The organism is Pseudomonas sp. DW-iso3 (assembly GCF_058725305.1).
The window spans coordinates 1,038,454-1,061,002 of the sequence record NZ_JBZXDZ010000001.1 but is presented as its reverse complement, the minus strand read 5'-3'; the positions used below and the strand labels follow the sequence as shown (position 1 = coordinate 1,061,002).

Genomic DNA, 22,549 nt, shown 5'->3' with positions numbered 1-22,549 from the left:
AGGTAACCACGTTTCATGCCAACGTGCAGATGTGTAAAAAGATTCAAGTTGGTTAGAATGCCAACCTGTCACTGAGGCCGCCCCATGCGTTACTCACCCGACCACAAAGCCCAGACCCATCAACGCATCATCAAGGAAGCCTCCGTACGCTTTCGACGCGACGGCATCGGCGCGACTGGTTTACAGCCATTGATGAAGGCGCTGAACCTGACGCATGGTGGGTTTTATGCACACTTCAAATCCAAGGATGAGTTGGTGGAGAAGGCGCTGCAGGCGGCTGCGGCAGAGCTGGATGCTCATTGCGAAATGCTGTTCAGCCAGGAGCGGCCGCTGGAAGCCTTTATCGACAGTTACCTCTCGAAATGGCACATGACGTCTCCGGACCAAGGCTGCCCACTGCCTACCATGTCCTCCGAACTCGGCCTAAGGGGCCAGCACAGTACAACGACGGACGCAGTACTCGACGCGCGGCTAAAGCAGATTGATACGGCTTTAGCGGATGGACGGAGTGATGCACAAAGCCTGGTGATGATGTCGACGCTGGTCGGAGCATTGGTGCTCGCCAGGAGTGTCGAAGATCCGGCATTGGCTATGCGAATCTTGGAGGTTGTGCGAGAGCATTTGAAAACCCAGGTTTCAACGCGTGAAAAAGCCGGTCAGTGACCGGCTTTCTCGCCTGACTTAATTGATCACCAGCCTTTCGCGGTTCTTCTCCAGCAAAGCCTTACCAATCCCCTTCACTTCCAACAACTCATCTACCGCCGTGAACGGCCCATTGCTTTCGCGATACGCAACGATCGCCCTGGCCTTGGCAGCCCCGATGCCGAAGAGATCACGGCGCAGGGTTTCGGCATCGGCGGCGTTCAGGTTGACCTTGGCGGATTGCTCGGCCTTGGACATCTGAGTGGCGATAGGGGTTGGGGCTTCGGGCTTGATGGAAGGGGCTGCGGTGGTCGTAGCGGAGATGCTGGTGAGAAACGCGAAGATAAGGGCGCAGATGTAGGTGTTTTGCATTGGTGACGCTCCATGACATCGATGAGGGAAAAGCAGCTTTCCTAAGCTGCCTCCCAAACTTAGGTGATGTTGGGTAGGAGTCAAAAACGGGTGGGTTACAGAGTATGACCGCAACCCGCAAGGCCAGTGAGACGGCCTGCTCAGGCCTCGTCCATCCTGCATTTCCAGTTAAGGTCCCAAACAGGTAGAATTGCCGCCACTTATGGGCAGCCCGGCCGCAATGCGAACTTAAACGCCGGTCGACACAGTGCAAGCCTCATCGGGTCGTTCACTATTAAATACACGGCAACTCACTGCGATGTTGCCGTTTGTTATGTATGCGATTCAACGGTGGGGCGTTAGCGCTGGTTGCTTCTATCCGCTTTGAACTCTACTAAAAATGCCCCTCATCAGGGGTGTAGTCTGCGCGTTGAATGCGGTATGACGTTCGGCGTAATGACGACAGGAGATGTAAACGTACATGGGTATCAAAAGCTTCGGGCAGAGGTGCACCGCTCCCCACATGTCAGGGGATGAATTGAATCCTTGTGACGTCAACGTTGAGCGTGGTGCCTGACGCATGTCTATTGTCACGCTGTCGAACCACAAGTCATTCACGGGTGAATCCGGCAAAAGCCTTCTGGAGTGTGCAAAGTCACAAGGTACCGTACTGGAATACAGCTGCCGTACCGGTCGTTGCGGCGTCTGCAAGGCCAACGTGCTCCAGGGTGATACAGAGGTGATGCAACCAGAACTCGCCCTTACGGACGAAGAGCGTGCCAACGGCGCCATCCTGACGTGCTGCCGAGCAGCGTTGACTGATGTTGAACTGGATATCGAAGACTTGGGCTTGCTGGCCGACATCCAGATCAAAACCATGCCTTGCCGCCTCGATACACTGGAGCGCCTAGCGGACGACGTGGTACGGGTCGTCCTCAGGACACCGCCCAAAAGCGCGCTGTTCTACCTTCCTGGGCAGTACATCGACGTCATAGGCAAAGACGGTGTGCGCCGCAGTTATTCGATTGCCAACGCCGTACGCGAGGATGCCAAGCTCGAACTGCATATCCGCCAAGTACCTGATGGAGTGATGAGCCAGTATTGGTTTGGTGAAGCCCAAGTCAATGACCTGCTGAGGCTGGAAGGCCCACTTGGCACCTTCTGCCTGCGTAACGCCAGCACTACAAACTTGGTGTTCATGGCGACAGGTACCGGGATCGCCCCCGTAAAGGCCATGCTCGAAGCCTTGGCGAGTACATCCGAACCCCTCATCGGCAAGCGCGTTTACGTTTATTGGGGGGGGCGTACGGAAAACGACTTGTACTGGCTCCCTGACTTCCCGACGCTGGGCATGACTTACCGCCCCGTGCTTTCACGCGCGGGTAAACACTGGCCAGGCGCCACCGGATACGTTCAACAGGCCGTCCTTGCAGAAAACCTTGACCTGGCCGATACCTCGGTCTATGCCTGTGGCTCTGAAGCCATGATCCATACGGCGCGCGAGATGCTGACACAGGCTGGCCTGCCCCTCAAACATTTCCATTCTGATGCCTTTGTAAGCTCGAATTGACCCGGAGACAGCATGAAAGCAGTTATTTTGGCCGGTGGCCTGGGAACACGGCTAAGCGAAGAAACCAGCGTGCGCCCCAAACCCATGGTCGAGATCGGCGGCAAACCCATCCTCTGGCACATCCTGAAGATGTACTCCGCGCATGGCATCAATGACTTCATTATCTGCTGCGGCTACAAGGGCTATGTGATCAAGGAGTATTTTGCCAACTACTTCCTGCACATGTCCGACGTCACGTTCAACATGCGCGACAACACCATGAAAGTGCACGACCAACGTGCTGAAGACTGGAACATCACCCTGGTCGATACTGGCGACGAGTCCATGACTGGCGGTCGCCTGCGTCGTGTCGCCGACTACGTCAAGGACGAAGAAGCCTTTTGCTTCACTTATGGCGATGGTGTCAGCGATCTTGATATCAGCGCGACCCTGGCCTTTCACAAGGCACATGGCAAGGCGGCAACGCTCACCGCAACGTTCCCCCCCGGCCGTTTTGGCGCACTGGATATCCAGAAAGGCCAAGTGCTGAACTTCAAGGAAAAACCCAAAGGAGATGGCGCGCTGATCAACGGCGGCTTCTTCGTCTTGAGCCCCACGGTTCTCCAGTACCTGGAGGACGACAGCACAACCTGGGAACAAGAGCCGCTGATGAAGCTTGCAGCCGAGGGCCAACTCATGGCCTACGAACACCCGGGGTTCTGGCAACCTATGGATACGCTGCGTGACAAACACTACCTGGAAGATCTTTGGCAGTCTGGCAAAGCTCCCTGGAAATCCTGGGACTGAATATGAAGTCGACCGTTTCTCCTACCTTCTGGCAAGGCAAAAGAGTCTTCCTGACCGGCCATACCGGGTTCAAAGGTAGCTGGCTGGCGCTATGGCTAACGAGCATGGGCGCGCAGGTTAAGGGGTTTGCCCTGGCGCCACCGACACACCCTGCCCTGTTCGTCGAGGCCAAGGTGGCCCAAGGCATGGAGTCGGAGCAAGGCGATATTCGTGATCGCGCAGTAATCGCCCAAAGCATGGTGAGCTTCAACCCCGACGTGTTGATCCACATGGCGGCGCAGCCGTTGGTCCGTTTGTCCTATCGCGAACCCGTCGAGACCTACGCCACTAACGTAATGGGCACCCTGCATGTGCTGGAAGCCGCACGCCAATGCCCCAACCTGCGGGCTATCGTCAACGTCACCACCGACAAATGCTATGAAAACCGTGAGTGGGAATGGGGCTATCGTGAAGACGAACCCATGGGTGGTCACGACCCGTACAGCAACAGCAAAGGCTGCGTGGAGCTGATCACCAGCGCCTACCGCAAGTCATTTTTCAATGACCCGCAAGGTGCTGCGTTGGCGTCCGGCAGGGCCGGCAATGTGATTGGCGGCGGCGATTGGGCGGAAGACCGGCTGATACCTGATATTCTCGGTGCCTTCGAGAAGGGTCAGCCCGTCACGATACGCAATCCGAAGTCCACCCGGCCGTGGCAACACGTGCTGGAGCCGCTGAGCGGTTACCTTGTGTTGGCACAACATCTCTGGACCCATGGGCATCGTTTTGCCCAGGGCTGGAATTTCGGTCCCAAGGATGAAGATGCACGCCCTGTGGAGTGGATCATCGATCACATGGTACAGGCTTGGGGTACAGGTGCCCGTTGGCAACTGGACCAGGACCCGCAACCGCATGAGGCCAACTACCTCAAGCTAGATATTTCCAAGGCGCGCGCCCACTTGCACTGGGCCCCCAGCTGGAACCTCGAAACCACGCTCGCCCGGATTGTTACCTGGCATCGTGCCTGGTTGAGCGGCAACGACATGCAGGCCCTTTGCCTGGAAGAAATCAATGCCTACATGCTCGCCATGCATGCCAGCAGCAACTAACTCTATTTTTTAGCAGGATTTTTCATGACACCCGATATGCTCCGTCAGGAAATCAGCAAGCTCGTCGAGCAGTACGCCAACATTGCATTGGCGAGCAAGCCGTTCGTGGCCGGCGAAACTGTCATTCCACCGTCCGGCAAAGTGATCGGTGCGCGGGAGTTGCAGTTGATGGTCGAGGCCTCCCTGGATGGATGGCTGACCACTGGCCGTTTCAATGCCGAATTCGAGAAAAAGCTCGCTGAGTTCATCGGTGTCAAATTCCTACTGTCGGTCAACTCCGGCTCTTCCGCCAACCTGGTTGCCTTCAGCACCCTGACCTCACCCAAACTCGGTGAGCGCGCGATCAAGAAAGGCGATGAAGTGATTGGCGTGGCTGCGGGCTTCCCGACCACGGTCAACCCCATCGTTCAATTCGGCGCGATCCCGGTGTTCGTTGACGTTGACATGGCCACCCACAACATCAACGCCGACCTGATCGAAGCGGCCATCACGCCAAAAACCAAGGCAATCATGCTTGCCCACACCCTGGGCAACCCATTCAACCTGGGCAAGGTCAAAGCCCTGTGCGAAAAGTACAACCTGTGGCTGGTGGAGGACTGCTGTGATGCCTTGGGTGCAACCTATGACGGTAAGCTGGTAGGCACTTTCGGTGACATCGCCACCCTCAGCTTCTACCCCGCGCACCACATCACCATGGGCGAAGGTGGTGCAGTGTTCACCAACAACCCGATGCTCAAGGTGATTGCCGAGTCGTTCCGCGACTGGGGCCGCGATTGCTACTGCGCACCGGGTTGTGACAACACCTGCGGCGACCGTTTCGGCCAGCAATATGGCAGCTTGCCCCAAGGTTATGACCACAAGTACGTGTACGCGCATTTGGGCTACAACCTGAAAATCACCGACATGCAAGCCGCCTGCGGCCTGGCCCAGCTCGAACGCGCCCAGGACTTCATCGATACGCGCAAGCGCAACTTCGCGCTGCTCAAGGAGCGCTTGTCCAGCCTGTCCGAATTCCTCGAAATTGCCGAGGCAACCCCTAACAGCGACCCATCGTGGTTCGGTTTCCCGGTGACGCTCAAGGAAAGCAGCGGGGTCAAACGAGTCGACCTGCTCAAGTACCTTGACCAGCACAAAATCGGCACGCGCCTGCTATTCGCCGGCAACCTGACACGCCAGCCTTACTTCCAGAACCTGGAGTACCGTGTGGTTGGCGAACTGACGAATACCGACCGCACCATGAATCAGACCTTCTGGCTCGGTGTACAGCCTTCGTTGGGCCAGGAACATTTCGATTTTGTGGGTGAAAAGCTGGAAGAGTTTTTCGGGATCGGTTTCTAAACAATGAAAGCATCAGATGCGGTAGCGTTGGTTCTTGCGCAGAACAAGGTTCTGTATGGTTATGAGTTGATCGGCGGAATGATCACGCACCTGGTTGACAGCATCAATCAGTTGGGCAAGACCAAACTGGTCTCGGTTCACCATGAGCAAGGGGCCGCGTTTGCTGCATCCGCAGTTTCCCGCGCCACACATCACGAAGTGCTCGGCGTCGCCTTGGGCACAAGTGGTCCCGGCGCCACCAACCTGATCACCGGCATCGCCGATTGCTGGCTTGATAGCCATCCGTGTCTTTTCTTGACGGGCCAGGTCAACACCTACGAACTCAAGGGCGAGAGAAATATCCGCCAACAGGGTTTCCAGGAGCTGGATAGCGTGGCGCTGGTCAGCAGTATTACCAAGTACGCCTATCAGGTCAGGCATGTAGACGAGTTGCTTCCGTGTTTGCAAAAGGCTATCGACCTCGCCAGGGAAGGACGACCAGGCCCGGTACTGCTGGATATCCCGATGGATATTCAGCGAACCGACATCGATGATGCCGCGGTCAGCGCGTTTTTGATGCCTTGCGAGCAACAGATTGCAGCGCCACTGCAAGCAGCCGACCTCGAGACGATCAGCAATGCACTGGCTTGCGCTCGGAACCCGTTGATCCTGCTGGGCGGGGGGGCCGTCAACACGCCTAACTTCGCACATTGGCTCAATCAGTTGGAGACGTCTGGTATCCCTTACGTAGCTAGCTTGAAAGGGGCTGAAAAGATCCCGGCGAGCGCCAATTACCTGGGCATGCTCGGCGCTTATGGAACGCGTGCAGCCAATCATGCCGTGCAGAATTGCGACTTTCTGTTGGTACTGGGCAGCCGCCTGGATGTTCGGCAAACCGGTGCCAAACCCGAGGACTTCGCCCGCAAAGCCAAGGTTTTCCAGATCGACCTGATGGAAGGGCAACTGAACAACCGCGTTAAGGCGCACGCCTCCTACGTGATGGAACTGAACACCTTCTTCGCAGACTTCCCCCTTTGCGAAGTGCAAGAAAACGCGGCATGGAATGCCTGGGCTGCTGATTTGCGAGCTGATTTCGATCAGAGCTTTGTCGATGAATACACTGATTGGTCAGTGAGCCCCTTCGTCATCTGCTCAACCCTTGGCGCTTTGACCAAAGGGCATGGTGTCGATTTCGTTGCCGACGTCGGCAACAATCAGATGTGGGCAGCACACACGTTGCGATTGAGCCCTGGCCAATCCATGCACCACTCAGGTGGCCTGGGCACCATGGGGTTCGCGATCCCCGCGGCCATTGGCGCCTGCAATGCAGGCAACAAACCTGTCATTGTCATAACAGGTGACGGGGGCGCCCAGCTCAATATCCAGGAACTGGATATCATCGCCCGCGATCAACTGCCCGTCTTGATCATTGTGCTTAACAATCACTCTCTGGGAATGGTCCGCGGGTTCCAGGAAATGTATTTCGAAGGCCGTAACTCGTCGACCTACTGGAACGGCTACACCTCACAGTTCAAAGCCATTGGTGAGGCTTACGGCATCAGCTCCACGGTCGTGAGCACCCATGAGGAATTTGCGGCGCAGGTCGGGATGTTTATTGAATCACCCCGTCCCGCACTGATCGAACTGATGATGCCCGACGCCCGAGAATGCCGTCCTCGGCTGGAATTTGGCCGCTCGATTGATCAGCAGTTGCCTGAAAAAACGCGGACAGCACGCTGATGCACATCGCAATATTCGGCGCGAACAGCCAAATTGCCCAGGACCTGACCCGTTCACTCGCCGCAGCTCGAACGTTCGACCTGAGCCTGTTCGTGCGGGACAAAAACAAACTCGACACATCGGCATTGATACCCACAGGACAACGAAGTATCAAAATCTTTGAATACGCCGATTTCGATCGCAACACTGCGTTCGATGCAATCATTAACTTTGTAGGGGTCGGTGACCCTGCAGTGGCATCGAAAATGGGGTCTGCCATTTTCGATATCACCTATGAGTATGACAAACTCGCACTCGACTATCTCAAAGCCAACAACAAGTGCCGCTATATATTTCTGAGCAGTGGTGCAGCTTATGGCGGTGATTTCGAAACCCCCGCGCAAGCCCAGACACTCGCCACGTTTGACATAAACAATTTGAAAACAACGGATTGGTACGCTGTCGCAAAGTTTTATGCCGAGACGAGGCACCGAGCGCTTCAGGGTCTTAGCATTGTGGATATCCGGGTATTCAACTACTTCAGTCACACACAAGACTTGAGTGCACGTTACTTCATGACCGACGCTGTCCGCGCAATCAAGGACAACACCGTACTGACGACGTCTCCCGCCAACATGTTTCGTGACTACATAACCCCTTTGGACTTTTACACGCTGATATCCAAGGCATTGGCCTTCAATGGCGACCTCAATATAGCTGTCGATTGCTATACCAAAGCCCCAGCCGAAAAGTTCTCAATACTCGACCATCTTCAGAGTAATTTCGGCCTGCAATACACCACCGAAAAAGCCACCCAACACATTAATGCTACCGGCGCAAAGCAGCACTATTACTCCGAAAACAGAATGGCATCGACATTGGGCTACACCCCACATTTCAATTCCATTGAAGGATTGACTCATGAAATCGAAAGATGTCAATTCATCAAATGAACTATAAAAAAATATTCGATCATGACTTTCGCAACACTGCAATAAATCAGTTATGGCGATTACTCTCGGGACCTGCGTTGCTCATCCTAGTCCCCCTTTACCTGTCGTCCGAAGCCCAAGGATACTGGTACACCTTCATCAGTATGGCCGCACTCGCCGTGTTCGCAGACATGGGATTTTCTGCCGTACTGCTATTGTTCGCCTCGCATGAGTTTGCACACCTCAAGTTCAACAATCAGAAAGAACTTTGTGGCACACCTGAGCACATCAGCCGATTGGCGACATTATTATCGTTCGCCATGCGCTGGGCCGGCGCCATGGCGCTCGTTGTTTTCCCGGCCGTGCTGTTGATCGGGTATTTCATACTCAATGGAAAGACCTCCCTGGTCAACTGGCAACTACCGTGGTTGGTGTACGGTGTGGCATCCGTCATTGTATTCATTAATAGCATTGCACTGTCATTCATCGAAGGATGCGACAGTGTTGGTGACATTCAGAAAATTCGTTTCCACATCAGCGTGATCAGTGTGTGCGTGACCGTCATCCTGCTGATCAGCGGCGCAGACTTGTATGCTCTGGCCTTTTCGTTATTAGCCGGTGCACTGGCAGGCACCTCAATAATCCTTCATCGCTACAAAGCCATGTTGGGACAGCTTTATAAACTGACAAAAGTCAACAGCCACCCTTGGTTCAAGGAAATAATGCCGCTCCTGTGGCGCTTCGCATTGAGCTGGATCAGCGGCTATTTTGTACTGTCTATATTTACCCCCCTGTCCTTCAGCTATCACGGGGCCGTACAAGCGGGCCAAGTTGGCTTTTCAATGGCGATTTGCATGGCCATGTTCAGCATCGCGAACATATGGGTAACCATTATCACCCCAAAAATAAATATGTATGCGGCCCATCGTAATACAACGGCGCTCGATCAAGCCTTCAAAAAAGGCTTAGCACTGGCAATAGCGACTTATGCAATGGGTATGGTAACGCTCTTCACTGGCCTATGGCTGATGGAGGGCCAGCCGTTGATAGAGAACCGCCTGCTGCCCACCCTCCCTCTGTTGATGGTCAGTACAGGATGGCTGATGCAGTTAATCGTCAATGCAATGGCAATCTACATGAGGGCCTATAAAAAAGAACCATTGGTCGTGGTATCGGTCGTCAACGGGCTATATGTCGCGATCACTACCTTACTAGCTGCCAAGTACCTTCCATTCGAATACCTGTTTTCTGGCTTCACAAGTGCGTACGTCTTGGTCTTGCCGTGGGTTTATTGGATTTTTAGATCTTTCAAAAGGCGTTCATCATGAGTCTTCAGCCTAACCCTGTATTGTCCATTGCACTGCCTACCTACAACCGAGCGGACTTCCTTGACAGTTCGCTGGCCGCACACCTGCCGATACTAAAGCACCACAACATTCAAATTTTCATTTCCGATAATGCCTCGACAGATGAAACCTTTCAGGTTGTCGAGAAATGGAAAGCCGAATACCCCCTGTTGCACTACTCACGTAACCACGAAAACCTGGGTGCTGATTTAAACTTTGAAAAAGCACTGTCTTTATCGGACACCGCGTACACATGGCTGTTGGGCGATACCTCTCAATTCTGTGCCGACGACCTCGACAAGGTATTGACTCGCTTAAATACAAACACCCCTTACGACGCCGTACTGGTAAATCTGGTGGGCAAGATTGAAACGCCAGAATCCACCTATCAAGACGCCAATGCATTGTTACAAGATCTCGCAGGGCTCATGAGCTGCATGAGTTGCTTGATCTATAGCAAAGCACTGATAAATGATGCCAACTTTTCTCGCTATCACGATTCAAACTTCATACAAACAGGTATCATCTTCGAGTCTATTGCGAACCGCCCCTTTCAAATTCATTGGTTACCCCAGGTGTCCATTACGTCACTTGAAAGCCCGCACCTCACAAAAACCAGCTGGGCCCACACAGAAAAAATATTCAAGATCGGCCTGACCTGCTGGGTTAACTTTATATTTTCGTTACCGGTCAGCTATTCATTGCAAGGAAAACTTGAAGCCTGCACCCGCTTTGGCCAAGTATCCGGCGCGTTCACGATCAAGGGTATGCTGTCTCTGAGGGCCAGGGGGTTGTTAAACTACGGCATCTATAAAGCGTACCGACCGGACCTCAGGCTTTCCGTAGCCTACCCTAGCTGGATCGTCATGGTGATATCAGTCGTACCAAGATCGATGCTCAGCAAGGTGGTCAACCTCTATCTCAAACGCACACGCACTCTACCGGTGACAAACCAATAGTTTGCTTCCACCTGTTTACGCCAGCCAACATGAGTAGACCGCGGTGTCCTATTTTTTAAAAAAACTCAAGCAACATCACGTCTTTATCGTTCCTATGGTGTTCGGGCAATGTCTTTTAGTATGGCGAGCGTTTATTCATCTCAGAGCCTTCCCAGCCCCCGGGCGACGTGCCTACCTTGGCCGTGCGCCCAAGGTCTTTGGCCTGGAACACATTACGCTGGGTAATAACTTCAGGGTAGGTGAAGGGCTCTGGCTACACGCGATCTCTCAATACCTTACGTTCAAGTACCAGCCGCAGGTCGACATTGGTGAGAACTTCTCCGCCAGCGACCATTTGCATATAGCGTGTTGCAACAAAATAACGATTGGTCGCAATGTCTTGATGGGCAGCAAGATTCACATCACCGACCATTCCCACGGCGCCTACTCGGGGGAGAACCAATCCAGCCCCTACGAAACACCTTTTGAAAGAAAGCTGGCCAGCAGCGGCCCCGTGACCATTGGCGATAACGTATGGATCGGGGACAATGTCGTCGTACTGCCGAACACCTCTATTGGCAATGGGTCGATCATCGGCGCCAACAGCATTGTCACCAAAGATATCCCCAGTCATGTCATTGCTGTGGGCTGCCCTGCCAGGGTCGTGAAAGTCTGGAGCGATAAAGAGAGCAAATGGTTGAATGTTTAAGCGTGACCCAGCACAGGCGGCTCCACACATCAAAGGTATGGCATGACGCGTAAGATTGCAGTAGGTATTGTTGTCTATCACGCAGGCGCTGAATTATTGCGCAGGCTCGAATTGACGTCGTCGAATGGATTTGAAGTCTACGTGTTCGACAACTCACCTGACGTTACCAACGTGCGAGAACTCGCTGAGCCTGACCCGCGCATCCATTATTTCACCTGTGGCAAAAATCTGGGGCTGGGCATCGGCATTTCAACAGTGTGTGCCAATGCCTACCAACAAGGTCATTCAGCGCTGCTGTTTTTTGATCAGGACACCGGGTTCAGCAGCGAAACACTGTCTTATATAGAAAACAACTATGCCGACAACATCGACGCCTACAGCGAGTTCAGCGCAATTGCCTTTAAAGCCGATGGAAGCGCCCGGGTACGGGATGTACCTTTACTTATCAACAGCGGCAGCCTTTACTTTCTGGATAAACTCAATGCCCTTGATTGGATGGACTGCAGCTACTTCGTCGACAGTGTGGATTATAAGCTCTGCCTGGATTCGTTAAACAAGGGCTATCGCATTGGCGTCTGCGGTGCCACACCGGGTTTCGATCATGTCACGGAGCAGGCTGATAGTCGCTATCGCATCGCGGGCCGCACGTATTCAATGCGGGCCTATTCAGGGTCCAGAATAAAAGACACTGTTGCTTCGAATCTCAAACTTATCTTTTCTGCGCTCAAGAGCCGCCAGGTTGGTTTCGCGCTGAGAATAACTAGATTACTGACCCTCTATTGCGCCTCCCAGATCCTCGTCAGGGTAATCAATACATTAGGAATTTTTAAACGTGACTGATGAAAAAGGCATGACCGGCGAGCGCTCAGCCATTTTTACCGTATGTAATCTGGCTTATTTATCCAAGGCGCTGGTGCTGGCCGAGTCATTGGATAAATTCGATCAGCCGAAACTGAAGATCTATATTTTTGATCGCAAGGTCGAGATAGACCTCCCGACCGACCTGGCGGAGTTTTATTGGGTTGAAGAGATCGGATTGGCCGACGTACGGCACTACGCCTTCAAATACGACATCGTCGAGTTCAGTACCAGCCTCAAGCCCTGGATCACCTTAAAGCTCCTTGAGCAGCACGACAAGGTAGTCTTCCTGGACCCGGATACCTGCGTATTTAGCCGCCTCGATGGCTTATGGAGAGAGCTCGACACGCGGGATATCATTCTAACGCCCCACTACGTCACACCTCATGTTGAAGGTGATATCGGGATGCTGCGCTTTGGCTCCTTCAACCTGGGCTTCTACGCGGTTTCCAATACCTCAGAAGGCATACGGTTTCTCCAGTGGTGGAATGAGCGCTGCCTGGAGCACTGCTATTTCGAAACGCAATTCGGACTTTCGACAGATCAGAAATGGGTCAGTATCGCTCCCTGTTTCTTCCCGACCCTGCACGTGTCATTCAATCTTGGTTACAACGTGGCTTTTTGGAATAGCCATGAACGAACCCTCTCGCCTGACGGCCGGGGTGGCTATACAGTAAACGGAGAATGCCCACTGGTTTTCTTCCACTTCAGTTCGTTTGACGAGAAGAACCCGGCACTGTTGAGCAAGCGTGCATTTGCGGGAAGAGAGAAAAAACGTGAAGACCTTCAGGAAGTTAGTTTCTATTACAAAGAACGACTCTCCAACTTCTCATCCTTCCCCTCCAGCGCAGCCTATGCATTTGATTACATGAGCGATGGAAAATACATATCCCCCACGCTGAGAAGGGCCTACGCCAGCGTACTGGATGAGCTAACCACCGGCCATGACCCCTTTGATGCCAACGGCCCTGTTTACACATTTGCCAAGAAGAACTACTTGTTCGAGGCAGGTGGGCAATACAAACCCGCCGGGTTTGGCGATGCGCAAACTCACTCCGGAAAGCTCCAGATCATCAATTCTTTACTGAAGGGAATTCTGTACGTGGTAGGCCCCAATCGGTTCATGAACCTATCGAGGCTGTTCGTCTACCTGTCGAGCTTCCGACTGAACAAAAAGTTGTGGAAGCTCTAACGTAAAGGCTATCGCGCTCTATTGTGAGCTCTGATGGACCGGAAGACAGGCCCATCAGAGCGGCATGGCGATGTCAGACTTCGCGGTGTCGCTGAATGTGCATCCAGTCGACAATTTCACCTTCCGGACTGTAGCCACTGACGGTGTTTTTTAAGAGCTGCCTGACGAGCGCAAAATCACCCGCCTCAACCGCCGTCAACAACCCGTGCAACCGGGCCTTGAGCACTTCCCACCCCAACAGTTCTTCATTGGCCCGCATGATCATCGGATGACGAGTAGCAGCCACGTTGTCGCCGATTAACAATTCTTCATACAGTTTTTCACCGGGCCGCAGCCCACTGAAATTGATCAGGATATCCCCATGCGGATTGGTGTCGGAGCGGATACTCAGGCCAGATAGATGAATCATCTTCTCGGCAAGCTCTACGATTTTCACAGGCTCGCCCATGTCGAGCACGAAGACATCCCCTCCCTGCCCCATCGAACCCGCTTGAATAACCAGCTGTGCCGCCTCGGGTATCGTCATGAAATAGCGGGTTATTTTCGGATGGGTCACTGTCAAGGGCCCGCCGGCCTGGATCTGCTTATGGAACAGCGGAATGACCGAACCTGACGAGCCCAGCACGTTGCCAAAGCGAACCATGGTGAAACGGGTCTTGTTGACCCGCGAGATGTTCGAGGCGTCACCAAACAACGTCGGTGCCACTTCTTTGCTCAAGGCTTGCAGAACAAGCTCCGCCAACCGTTTGGTGCTACCCATGACGTTGGTTGGCCGCACGGCCTTGTCGGTCGAAATAAGTACAAAGTTCTCGACACCCGCCTGCAGGGCGGCCTGAGCGGTATTAAGGGTGCCAATTACATTATTGAGAATACCTTCGGCAATATTGTGCTCCACCATAGGCACATGTTTATAGGCTGCTGCATGGTAGACCGTATCGACCGACCAGGTATTCATGACCTCCAGCAGTTTGTCCTGATGCCGCACCGAACCCAGTATCGGCAGCAGCGTTACATTCAATGATTCTGATTGAACGCGCTGTTCAAGTTCGGAGAGGATGCAGTAAAGGTTGTACTCACTGTGATCGAACAACAACAGGCTGGTAGGCTCCAGCGTCAGAATCTGGCGGCAGAGTTCCGATCCGATCGAGCCACCCGCGCCGGACACCATCACGACACGGTGCTTGATGCAGCGCTCCAGCAACTCAGGCTGCGCCGGGACGGGATCTCTGCCCAGCAGGTCGGCAATGTCCACTTCCTGGATATCGTCGACTTTGACTCGACCGCTGGCCAAGTCCATAAAACCGGGAACACTGCGTACATGCAGCGGGTAACCCTCCAGATAACCCAGTATCTCTCTGCGACGAGCCCGCGTGGATGACGGTATCGCCAGCAGCAGTTCCTCAGCGCCAGTCTCGTCGATCATCTGCTGGATACGTTTGGGTTTGTACACCTGCAACCCCGAAATGATGCGATCCGAGATGCCACTGTCATCATCGATAAAAGCGACCGGACGCATTACCCGCCCCATGCGTAAGGCCGCTACCAATTGATTACCCGCCGCACCGGCCCCGTAGATAGCCACCTTGATAAGGCCATCATCACGACTGGTGAAAGGCACGTGCTGCGCAGCGGTAAACCAGTCCCCCTGAAAGTACTGACGCATTGCCAAACGCAAGCCGCCAATGATGACCATGCTTAGCCACCAATAGTTGAATACGATTGAACGTGGCACCACCGTCTGGTGATTGCTGTACAAGTACACCACAAGGGCCAGCAACAACGCGGAGAGACTAACGGCCTTGATGATCGCAATAAGCGCATCATTGCCGAAATAACGCATGACTGCCCGGTACATGCCAAAGTGGATAAAAAGCGGGATGGCAATCACCGGCGCACTGAGAAAGAGCCACAAATGGACTACGAAGGGGTTGTTGAGGTCATCAAACCCGAGGCGCACGACAAATGCCAACCATAACGCCGCCCATACCAGAACGATGTCGGTCGCCACTTGCAAGAAACGTTTCTGCCTGCGCGGCAAGCCCACCAATCGGGCACGTAAACTATCCATAAACCCTTTTATACCTCAGTCCCTAGTACTGCCAGCAAAAAACGACAGTCATGTGAGTGTGCAGCAGCCCCATGAAACTACAGCGCCAGTCAATTATCACGCTTTCTCAAGCTCCCCCGCGTGAAACTTGATAGCCAGCAACACCAACGGAATATACGCCACCAGCAGCCCCAAAACGCCGTCAAACCCCAGGCCGACAAAGAGGGCGATAGGCAATAGCCACAACAAATTAATCGCCATCACCGTCAGCGTAACCGGCAAATGGCGCCCCGCTAGGCGGGATGCAAACTGATAGGCGTGACTGCGATGCGCTTCATAGACCTTGTCCCCACGCAACAGGCGTCGACCTAAAGTGAAGGTCGCATCAACAACGAATACGCCCAGCAAAATCAACCAGACCCAAAGCATCTCAGGTGCAGCCCACGCCGCCTGAAGCGACAAGATGCCAATCACCACTCCCAGGAAGCCACTCCCAGCATCGCCCATGAAAATGCGGGCGGGAGGGAAGTTCCAGTATAAAAACCCAAGCACCGAAACCGCCAACAGCATCGGTGCAAGCATGAGGTTTTCATGACCAGTCAGCCAGTACACCAGGCACGCGCCTGCACAAGCGCAGACGGCCTCGATGCTGGCAATACCGTCAATACCGTCCATGAAGTTATACAAGTTCAGCATCCAGACCAGATACAAGGCTGCCAGTAAGTGCCCGAACCAGCCAAGGTCCAATTCATTGCCGAAAAGACTGATCGTGGGCAGTCCTCCCATCCAGGCCAACGCCCAGATCGCTGCGCCAAAGTGGGCCAATAGACGCCAGCGCGCTGCGATATGACCATGATCGTCGAGAAAACCAACGACCGCGATCAACGCCCCAGCCCCCAACAATGGCCACGCGACACCCCAACTGATCCAGCCAGCAATAGCTACGACTACCAACGCCACCAGGTAGGTCAGTACGATTGCGACTCCCCCCCCTCGCGGCGTCGGTACAGAATGCGAACTGCGACCATTGGGAATGTCCATCAAACTACGCGATAGGGCATAACGGCGTAGGACCCAAGTCAATAGAAGCGATGCTGAGAGCACGGCGGTAAACACTAACCAAATGGTCATGTAGGAAACAGTTCCTGAAACAGATGCGGGCAAAAGGGCTTAGCATTCATTGCTGATCGACACTGACTGGCGCAGGCATCGCCCAGGCTGTACTGCCAAGAGCGGTGCCGGTGAGCATAGATTTCCGGTCATTTTTCGTTCCGCCTCAACGTCGCCTTCCTGAAAAGTGCTTCAAGGCGGTCGAACAAGTTCTCTTTGGAAAAATGCTCAAGGTAGTAACGCCTTCCCAAAAGGCCCATGCTCTCGAGCTCGGACTTGGGCAAGGCGCCCATAGTACGCACGATACTTGCCAGTCCCTGGGCATCGCCTGAACCACAGACCATGCCTGCCCCCGACCTGGTAACGACGTTGGCCGCTTCGCCGTCAATCATGGCGATCACGGGTTTTCCCGATGCCAGGTAAGCCTGGACCTTACCCGGGATGGTTTTCTCGAAAACGTCGTTTGTCCTTAACGAAACCAGCAGTGCGTCAGCCACGGCGAACAGCGCCGGCATTTTTTCCAAAGGGTGCCGGCCGAGCAGCAAGACGTTGTCCATGCGGTTTTCCGCCACATGCTTGGCCAACCATTGACTGGCTCGGCCATCCCCCACAATTACCCAACGCACGGGTAGGTCTGTCTTCACAGCCTTGACTGCAGCCATGATGGCCGGAAAATCCTGAGCATCACCGATATTGCCGGCAAAGAGGATCGTAAACACGGCATCGTCGCTCTGTAGCAGATCGGAAGACGCCTGTACCTCGCCGGAAAAATCATCCTCAGCCCAACTGGGAAAATACACGAGCCGATCTGCGCCCATTGCACGTGTACAGTATTGTTTGACGTTCTCCTCGAACGACCGCGACTGTAACAACAAGTAATCGGTACGGTTGTAGATCCAGGACACCACTTTGCCGACAAGCCCAAGCAGTCTGGGACTCTTGACAACCCCAACCGCCCTCAGGCTTTCCGGCCACAGATCCAACACCCAAATGAGTACCGGGGCCTTTTTCAAGCGGCCAAGCAACAGGGCCGGGATCGCCCCCATGATTGGCGATACCCCATACACAAAAATCGAATCGAATGACTCACCACGCAGTTTGTAACTGCCCACGATAGAGGCACTGCTGAAATACGAAAGGTAATTCAAGGCCAGCGTGAAGTTGCCCTTGCCGCGCGCCAGCATCGGCACCCTGATTACACGAGCCCCTCGAAAGTTCGAAAACTGCGCGGGCTCACGCCGAAAATCGGTAAAGACCTGCCCTTCCGGATAATTGGGCACGCCTGTGAGCACTGTCACCGCATGGCCTTTGGCGACAAAGCCTTCGACCATGTTGTTGATGCGCATATTTTCGGGCCAGAAGTACTGGGTCACCACCAGAATCTTGAGTGGCTTTTGCTGGGAGAGCATGTCCACTCAATATTGCTTCCATACAGTGCGCATGACGTAGTCACGGTAACTATGGATGATCCGAACGACTTTTTCAGCGACATTGGGCATGCTGTAATCCGCGACAAGCCGTAACGTCCGTTCTTGCCCCGCGGCCTGGCTTTCCAGAAGCTGCAAGCCTTGCATGGCGCGCTCGACTTCCAGACCGACCATCATGACCGCCGCCTCTTCCATCCCTTCCGGCCGCTCATGGGCCTCACGCAGATTCAGCGCGGGGAAATTGAGGATCGATGATTCTTCGTTGATGGTGCCGCTGTCCGACAACACCACTTTGGCTGTCAGTTGCAACTTGTTGTAGTCCTTGAACCCCAACGGCTTGAGCAATTGCACATTCTTGTGGAAGCTAACGCCCATGGCATCGACGCGCTTTTGCGTACGAGGGTGAGTGGTCACGATCACCGGCAAGTCGTAATGCGCAGCAACGGTGTTCAATACTTCGACCAACTTGAGGAAGTTCTTGTCGGAATCAATATTCTCTTCGCGATGCGCACTCACGACGAAAAACTTGCCGGCCTCCAAGCCAAGCCGCCCCAGTACATCCGAAGCCTCGATGCCATCGCGGTAGTAATTGAGCACTTCAAACATAGGACTGCCCGTCTTTATCACCCTGTCCGGCGGCAGCCCTTCGCTCAACAGGTAATCACGCGCAATGCTGCTGTAGGTCAGGTTGATGTCAGCGGTGTGATCAACAATGCGGCGATTGATTTCTTCAGGCACGCGCATGTCAAAACAGCGATTGCCGGCTTCCATGTGAAATGTCGGGATCTTACGACGCTTGGCCGGGATCACAGCCATGCAGCTGTTGGTATCACCGAGGATCAAGAGGGCTTCGGGTTTCACCTCCTCCAGCACCTGATCCACCGCAATGATCACGTTGCCGATCGTTTGCGCACCACTTGCGCCAGCAGCGTTGAGAAAATGGTCAGGCTTGCGAATACCGAGGTCCTGGAAAAAAATCTCGTTCAATTCGTAATCGTAGTTCTGCCCGGTATGCACCAGAATGTGTTCACAGTGTTCGTCAAGCTTGGCAATCACTCGTGACAATCGAATGATTTCAGGGCGTGTCCCCACAACCGTGACAACTTTCATTTTTTTCATTTCAACACTCTTCCAGAATCATTGGCATCGGCGCCGTCCGCCCCATGCATTGCCTGAGGCACCCATGCTCAGGCTTGAGTACCCACCGGCATTGCAAAGGTGTCCGGGCGCTCACGATCAAAGATCTCGTTGGCCCAGAGCATGACAATCATCTCTTCCTCCCCGACATTGGTAATGTCGTGAGTCCAGCCTGGCACCGTTTCCACTATCCGCGGCTGCTCACCCTCGGTAAACAGCTCATAAAACTCCCCTGATACTATATGGCGAAAGCGAAAGCAGGCCTTGCCTTTGATTACCAGGAATTTCTCGGTCTTGGAGTGGTGGTAATGACCGCCACGCGTCACGCCAGGGTGGGCAGTGAAATAGGAAAATTGCCCACTGTCCCGCGTCTTCAGCATTTCAACAAAAACACCGCGCGGGTCACCGTACTTCGGAACGTCGTAGGTAAATTGCTCGACCGGCAGGTAACTGACGTAGGTCGAGTAAAGTGCTCGCACGAGGCCTGTGCCCACAGCCTCGCTGATCAGCGTGTCGCGACTGTCGCGAAACGCATGCAACTGATCCGCCAACTCGCCCACAGAAATGCTGTACACCGGGGACACCTGAGCTACTGAGTCCTGAGGCGAGCCGGCGTCCATTAGCTGAGTGAAACAGTCGACCACATCGTCGATGTAAACCAGGCTGACCATCGCGTGTCGATCATTGACCTGGATCGGCAGACCTCGGGTGATGTTGTGGCAGAAAGTCGCCACGGCCGAGTTGTAATCAGGCCGAGCCCATTTTCCAAACACGTTGGGCAGGCGCAGGACATGAACCTTGGAACCGTGGCTCGCCTGTAGATCGTGCAACGCATGCTCAGCAGCCAGCTTGCTGATACCGTAAGCATTATCTCGATCCGCCTGCGTCGAGGAGGTGTAAAGCACGGGAGTGGGCTTGCCACTCATTTTGATCGCGTCGCACAGGGCCAAGGTCAAGTCAGTGTTGCCCACCTTGAACTCATCGGACAATTGCGGACGATTGACCCCTGCAAGGTGGAAGACAAAATCGACCTCGGCAACCAGCGCGGGCAATTGAGAGATGCTGTTATCACGGGTGAAGGCGACCACGTCGATATCATTGCGCTCACTTAAATGCGCAATCAGGTTCCTACCGACAAAACCGTTGGCGCCGGTGATCAGTACCTTCATCACTCACTCCTCCGGCGTAGCGAGTTCGCCACGCTGGATCGCCTTCATGAACTCAAGCTTGAGCAGCAGCCGTTGCATGCCGGCCACATCCAACCTTTCAGTGTTATGAGAGTTGTAGTCTTCCGTGCGAGAGATTTTTTCTTCCCCCTGCTCCACGAATTTCGAATAGTTCAAGTCACGCAGATCAGGGGGGATGCGGTAGTAATCCCCCTTGTCTTCAGCGCAAGCCATTTCTTCACGGCTCAGCAACGCTTCAAACAACTTTTCGCCATGACGAGTGCCGATAACCTGAATAGGATGCTCAGGCTTGCCGACCATTGCGGTCAAGGCCTTGGCCAGGGTTTCAACTGTCGCCGCCGGTGCCTTCTGAACAAAAAGATCACCATTGCGACCATGTTCAAAAGCATACAACACAAGGTCTACGGCATCAGCCAGCGTCATCATGAAGCGAGTCATGCTCGGGTCGGTCAACGTCAACGCGTTACCTGCACGAATCTGCTCGATGAACAAAGGAATTACAGAACCCCGTGACGCCATGACGTTACCGTAGCGAGTACCGCAGATAACTGTCTTTGCATCATCCACGTTACGAGATTTGGCAATCATGACTTTTTCCATCATGGCCTTGGAGATACCCATGGCATTGATGGGGTAGACAGCCTTGTCGGTACTCAGGCAAACCACTCGTTTGACCGAATTCTGGATAGCGGCTTCCAGGACATTTTCAGTGCCAATAACGTTGGTCTTGACCGCCTCCATGGGATGAAACTCACAGGAAGGCACCTGCTTCAGCGCGGCAGCGTGAAAAATGTAATCCACGCCGCGAGTGGCATTGAGAACGCTCTGGTAGTCGCGCACATCACCTATGTAAAACTTCAGCTTGGTGTCGGCATAGCGCTTGCGCATGTCGTCCTGCTTCTTCTCATCGCGACTGAAGATGCGGATTTCTGCGATACCACTGTCGAGGAAACGCTTGAGGACGGCGTTGCCGAATGAACCGGTGCCACCGGTGATTAGAAGCGTTTTTCCGCTGAACATAGTAAGTCCTAAAGCAACGCGCACAGCACGACAAGCTTCTAGTCGGCCACTCACCTCAATGCCTGCAGACCAACAAAGCCAACATGCCGCCCCGGAATACTCAACGGTGAAGAGGTTCAAGGAAAACGTCGAAGCTCGTTAGCAAACAGCCCGAAAAATAAGCTTTGTGTGGTGCAGTTAAAGATGAAGGGCATGGAAATTGGTGGCTATTTTAAGGCCTGCGTCCTTAAAGTCAAAAGCGAACACAGATGCGTGAGGGCATGCCTCAACGGTAATGAGAGGACGGGAACCAGACCCGACACCTTGGGGGATTAACGCCTACTGGTTATTGATGTGACATGACGAAAGTTTTCATACAGATAAACGCTCAACAGCCTGATCAGTACAGTAAAGACTCTCACCTTAAAACAGGAGGAATAACTCAGACTTATGTCAGGTTACGTCTACCAAGAGAATAGAACGCCGCAGGGTTCAAGCATTAGACTACGGCAGCCCCCAAGCACATACCGATCAAGCCTTCTGACGGGTTTTCTTACGACCGAACACGACCGCTATCGCCGGACCAACGATCATTCCCACCAGCAACGCCAATAAGGTGAAAACTGAAACTGGCAGCTCAACCGTGGACCAACCGAAAAACGACAGTGTTGCACCTTGCTGATTCTCGAGCACAAAAAAAACGACGACGAGCGCGAAGAACAAAACAGATACAATCGATGCAAAGCGCCTGAGTCTAGCCATAACGTTCTCCTGAAAGTCAATCAGACGCCTTCTTCCTCGTCTTCGTTCACCCGATCACGCAATTCCTTCCCCGGCTTGAAATGAGGTACGAATTTGCCGTCAAGACTGACGGACTGGCCGGTTTTTGGATTACGGCCCACACGCGGTGCGCGATAGTGAAGTGAAAAACTCCCAAACCCACGGATCTCAATGCGATCACCGGTCGCCAGGCATTGGGACATTTGCTCAAGCATAGTCTTGATAGCCAGCTCGACATCCTTGGATGAGAGCAGCCCTTGATGGGTGACAATTCGTTCGATCAACTCCGACTTCGTCATATTTTTCCCTTCTTTTTCAAGCAGCTAGGAAAAGCGCTTCGAAGGTTTTAGCATGACTTGATGAATTTGAACAGCCCGTTAGACAACTTATCTGCAGGACCGATGGCAACCTCCT

The 22,549-nt window shown here is 53.7% G+C and carries 21 protein-coding genes; 12 read left to right on the top strand and 9 right to left on the bottom strand.

What is annotated here, in order from left to right; translation table 11 throughout:
* Positions 1 to 84 precede the first annotated feature (84 nt).
* Complete coding sequence (locus tag AC4PS7_RS04910) at positions 85 to 663, top strand: TetR/AcrR family transcriptional regulator (protein WP_183701450.1); 579 nt, start codon at positions 85 to 87, stop codon at positions 661 to 663.
* Positions 664 to 681: 18 nt separating this feature from the next.
* On the opposite strand, the gene AC4PS7_RS04905 is transcribed toward AC4PS7_RS04910, so the two are convergent.
* Positions 682 to 1,014 (bottom strand): ComEA family DNA-binding protein, encoded by a 333-nt coding sequence (locus AC4PS7_RS04905; protein WP_010211925.1) that lies wholly within the window; start codon positions 1,012 to 1,014, stop codon positions 682 to 684.
* 559 nt (positions 1,015 to 1,573) lie between these two features.
* On the opposite strand from AC4PS7_RS04905, the gene AC4PS7_RS04900 reads away from it, so the two are divergent.
* The 11 genes from AC4PS7_RS04900 to AC4PS7_RS04850 are packed head-to-tail and all read left to right on the top strand — an operon-like array spanning position 1,574 to position 13,448.
* Positions 1,574 to 2,563, top strand: a complete 990-nt coding sequence (locus AC4PS7_RS04900) for an FAD-binding oxidoreductase (RefSeq protein WP_010211926.1) — start codon at positions 1,574 to 1,576, stop codon at positions 2,561 to 2,563.
* 12 nt (positions 2,564 to 2,575) lie between these two features.
* Positions 2,576 to 3,349, top strand: coding sequence for a glucose-1-phosphate cytidylyltransferase (rfbF, locus tag AC4PS7_RS04895; RefSeq protein ID WP_010211927.1), 774 nt, complete (start codon positions 2,576 to 2,578; stop codon positions 3,347 to 3,349).
* A 2-nt stretch (positions 3,350 to 3,351) separates the two neighbouring features.
* The gene (rfbG, locus tag AC4PS7_RS04890; RefSeq protein ID WP_042570770.1) at positions 3,352 to 4,437 is read left to right on the top strand and encodes a CDP-glucose 4,6-dehydratase; all 1,086 of its coding nucleotides are present in this window, start codon (positions 3,352 to 3,354) and stop codon (positions 4,435 to 4,437) included.
* A 24-nt stretch (positions 4,438 to 4,461) separates the two neighbouring features.
* Positions 4,462 to 5,775, top strand: coding sequence for a lipopolysaccharide biosynthesis protein RfbH (rfbH, locus tag AC4PS7_RS04885; protein ID WP_021490939.1), 1,314 nt, complete (start codon positions 4,462 to 4,464; stop codon positions 5,773 to 5,775).
* Positions 5,776 to 5,778: 3 nt separating this feature from the next.
* Positions 5,779 to 7,494: a thiamine pyrophosphate-binding protein gene (locus AC4PS7_RS04880; RefSeq protein ID WP_021490940.1), complete on the top strand. Its 1,716-nt coding sequence runs from the start codon at positions 5,779 to 5,781 to the stop codon at positions 7,492 to 7,494.
* A complete protein-coding gene (locus tag AC4PS7_RS04875) occupies positions 7,494 to 8,426 on the top strand; it encodes an NAD-dependent epimerase/dehydratase family protein (protein ID WP_492179153.1) in 933 nt (310 codons plus the stop codon). The genes AC4PS7_RS04880 and AC4PS7_RS04875 overlap by 1 nt, the downstream gene beginning before the upstream one ends.
* Positions 8,408 to 9,733, top strand: a complete 1,326-nt coding sequence (locus tag AC4PS7_RS04870) for a hypothetical protein (RefSeq protein ID WP_226994543.1) — start codon at positions 8,408 to 8,410, stop codon at positions 9,731 to 9,733. The genes AC4PS7_RS04875 and AC4PS7_RS04870 overlap by 19 nt, the downstream gene beginning before the upstream one ends.
* Positions 9,730 to 10,710 (top strand): glycosyltransferase family 2 protein, encoded by a 981-nt coding sequence (locus tag AC4PS7_RS04865; protein WP_465822452.1) that lies wholly within the window; start codon positions 9,730 to 9,732, stop codon positions 10,708 to 10,710. The genes AC4PS7_RS04870 and AC4PS7_RS04865 overlap by 4 nt, the downstream gene beginning before the upstream one ends.
* 43 nt (positions 10,711 to 10,753) lie before the next feature.
* Positions 10,754 to 11,398 carry a DapH/DapD/GlmU-related protein gene (locus tag AC4PS7_RS04860; RefSeq protein WP_010211938.1) on the top strand — a complete coding sequence of 215 codons (645 nt, stop codon included), beginning with the start codon at positions 10,754 to 10,756 and terminating at the stop codon, positions 11,396 to 11,398.
* Between the two features lie 42 nt (positions 11,399 to 11,440).
* Positions 11,441 to 12,238, top strand: coding sequence for a glycosyltransferase (locus AC4PS7_RS04855; protein WP_010211940.1), 798 nt, complete (start codon positions 11,441 to 11,443; stop codon positions 12,236 to 12,238).
* Entirely contained in the window at positions 12,231 to 13,448 is a 1,218-nt protein-coding gene (locus tag AC4PS7_RS04850) for a glycosyltransferase family protein (protein WP_050513961.1), read from the top strand. Before AC4PS7_RS04855 ends, AC4PS7_RS04850 begins: the two co-directional genes overlap by 8 nt.
* A gap of 73 nt (positions 13,449 to 13,521) precedes the next feature.
* Here the strand turns inward: AC4PS7_RS04850 and AC4PS7_RS04845 are convergent, their stop codons facing one another.
* The 8 genes from AC4PS7_RS04845 to ihfB form a co-directional block, all read right to left on the bottom strand.
* Positions 13,522 to 15,516 (bottom strand): polysaccharide biosynthesis protein, encoded by a 1,995-nt coding sequence (locus AC4PS7_RS04845; protein ID WP_010211942.1) that lies wholly within the window; start codon positions 15,514 to 15,516, stop codon positions 13,522 to 13,524.
* Positions 15,517 to 15,612: 96 nt separating this feature from the next.
* Positions 15,613 to 16,626 carry an MraY family glycosyltransferase gene (locus AC4PS7_RS04840; RefSeq protein ID WP_042570766.1) on the bottom strand — a complete coding sequence of 338 codons (1,014 nt, stop codon included), beginning with the start codon at positions 16,624 to 16,626 and terminating at the stop codon, positions 15,613 to 15,615.
* A 128-nt stretch (positions 16,627 to 16,754) separates the two neighbouring features.
* Entirely contained in the window at positions 16,755 to 18,014 is a 1,260-nt protein-coding gene (locus tag AC4PS7_RS04835; protein ID WP_031290440.1) for a glycosyltransferase family 4 protein, read from the bottom strand.
* Positions 18,015 to 18,020: 6 nt separating this feature from the next.
* On the bottom strand, positions 18,021 to 19,151 hold the full coding sequence (gene wecB, locus AC4PS7_RS04830; RefSeq protein ID WP_042570765.1) for a non-hydrolyzing UDP-N-acetylglucosamine 2-epimerase: 1,131 nt from the start codon (positions 19,149 to 19,151) through the stop codon (positions 18,021 to 18,023).
* Between the two features lie 68 nt (positions 19,152 to 19,219).
* Positions 19,220 to 20,338, bottom strand: coding sequence for a UDP-2-acetamido-2,6-beta-L-arabino-hexul-4-ose reductase (gene wbjC, locus AC4PS7_RS04825; RefSeq protein WP_492179149.1), 1,119 nt, complete (start codon positions 20,336 to 20,338; stop codon positions 19,220 to 19,222).
* A 3-nt stretch (positions 20,339 to 20,341) separates the two neighbouring features.
* A complete protein-coding gene (locus tag AC4PS7_RS04820; RefSeq protein WP_010211948.1) occupies positions 20,342 to 21,376 on the bottom strand; it encodes a polysaccharide biosynthesis protein in 1,035 nt (344 codons plus the stop codon).
* Positions 21,377 to 21,886: 510 nt separating this feature from the next.
* Positions 21,887 to 22,117, bottom strand: coding sequence for a lipopolysaccharide assembly protein LapA domain-containing protein (locus tag AC4PS7_RS04815; RefSeq protein ID WP_010211950.1), 231 nt, complete (start codon positions 22,115 to 22,117; stop codon positions 21,887 to 21,889).
* 20 nt (positions 22,118 to 22,137) lie between these two features.
* Positions 22,138 to 22,434: an integration host factor subunit beta gene (gene ihfB, locus AC4PS7_RS04810; protein ID WP_003218804.1), complete on the bottom strand. Its 297-nt coding sequence runs from the start codon at positions 22,432 to 22,434 to the stop codon at positions 22,138 to 22,140.
* Positions 22,435 to 22,549: the final 115 nt, after the last annotated feature.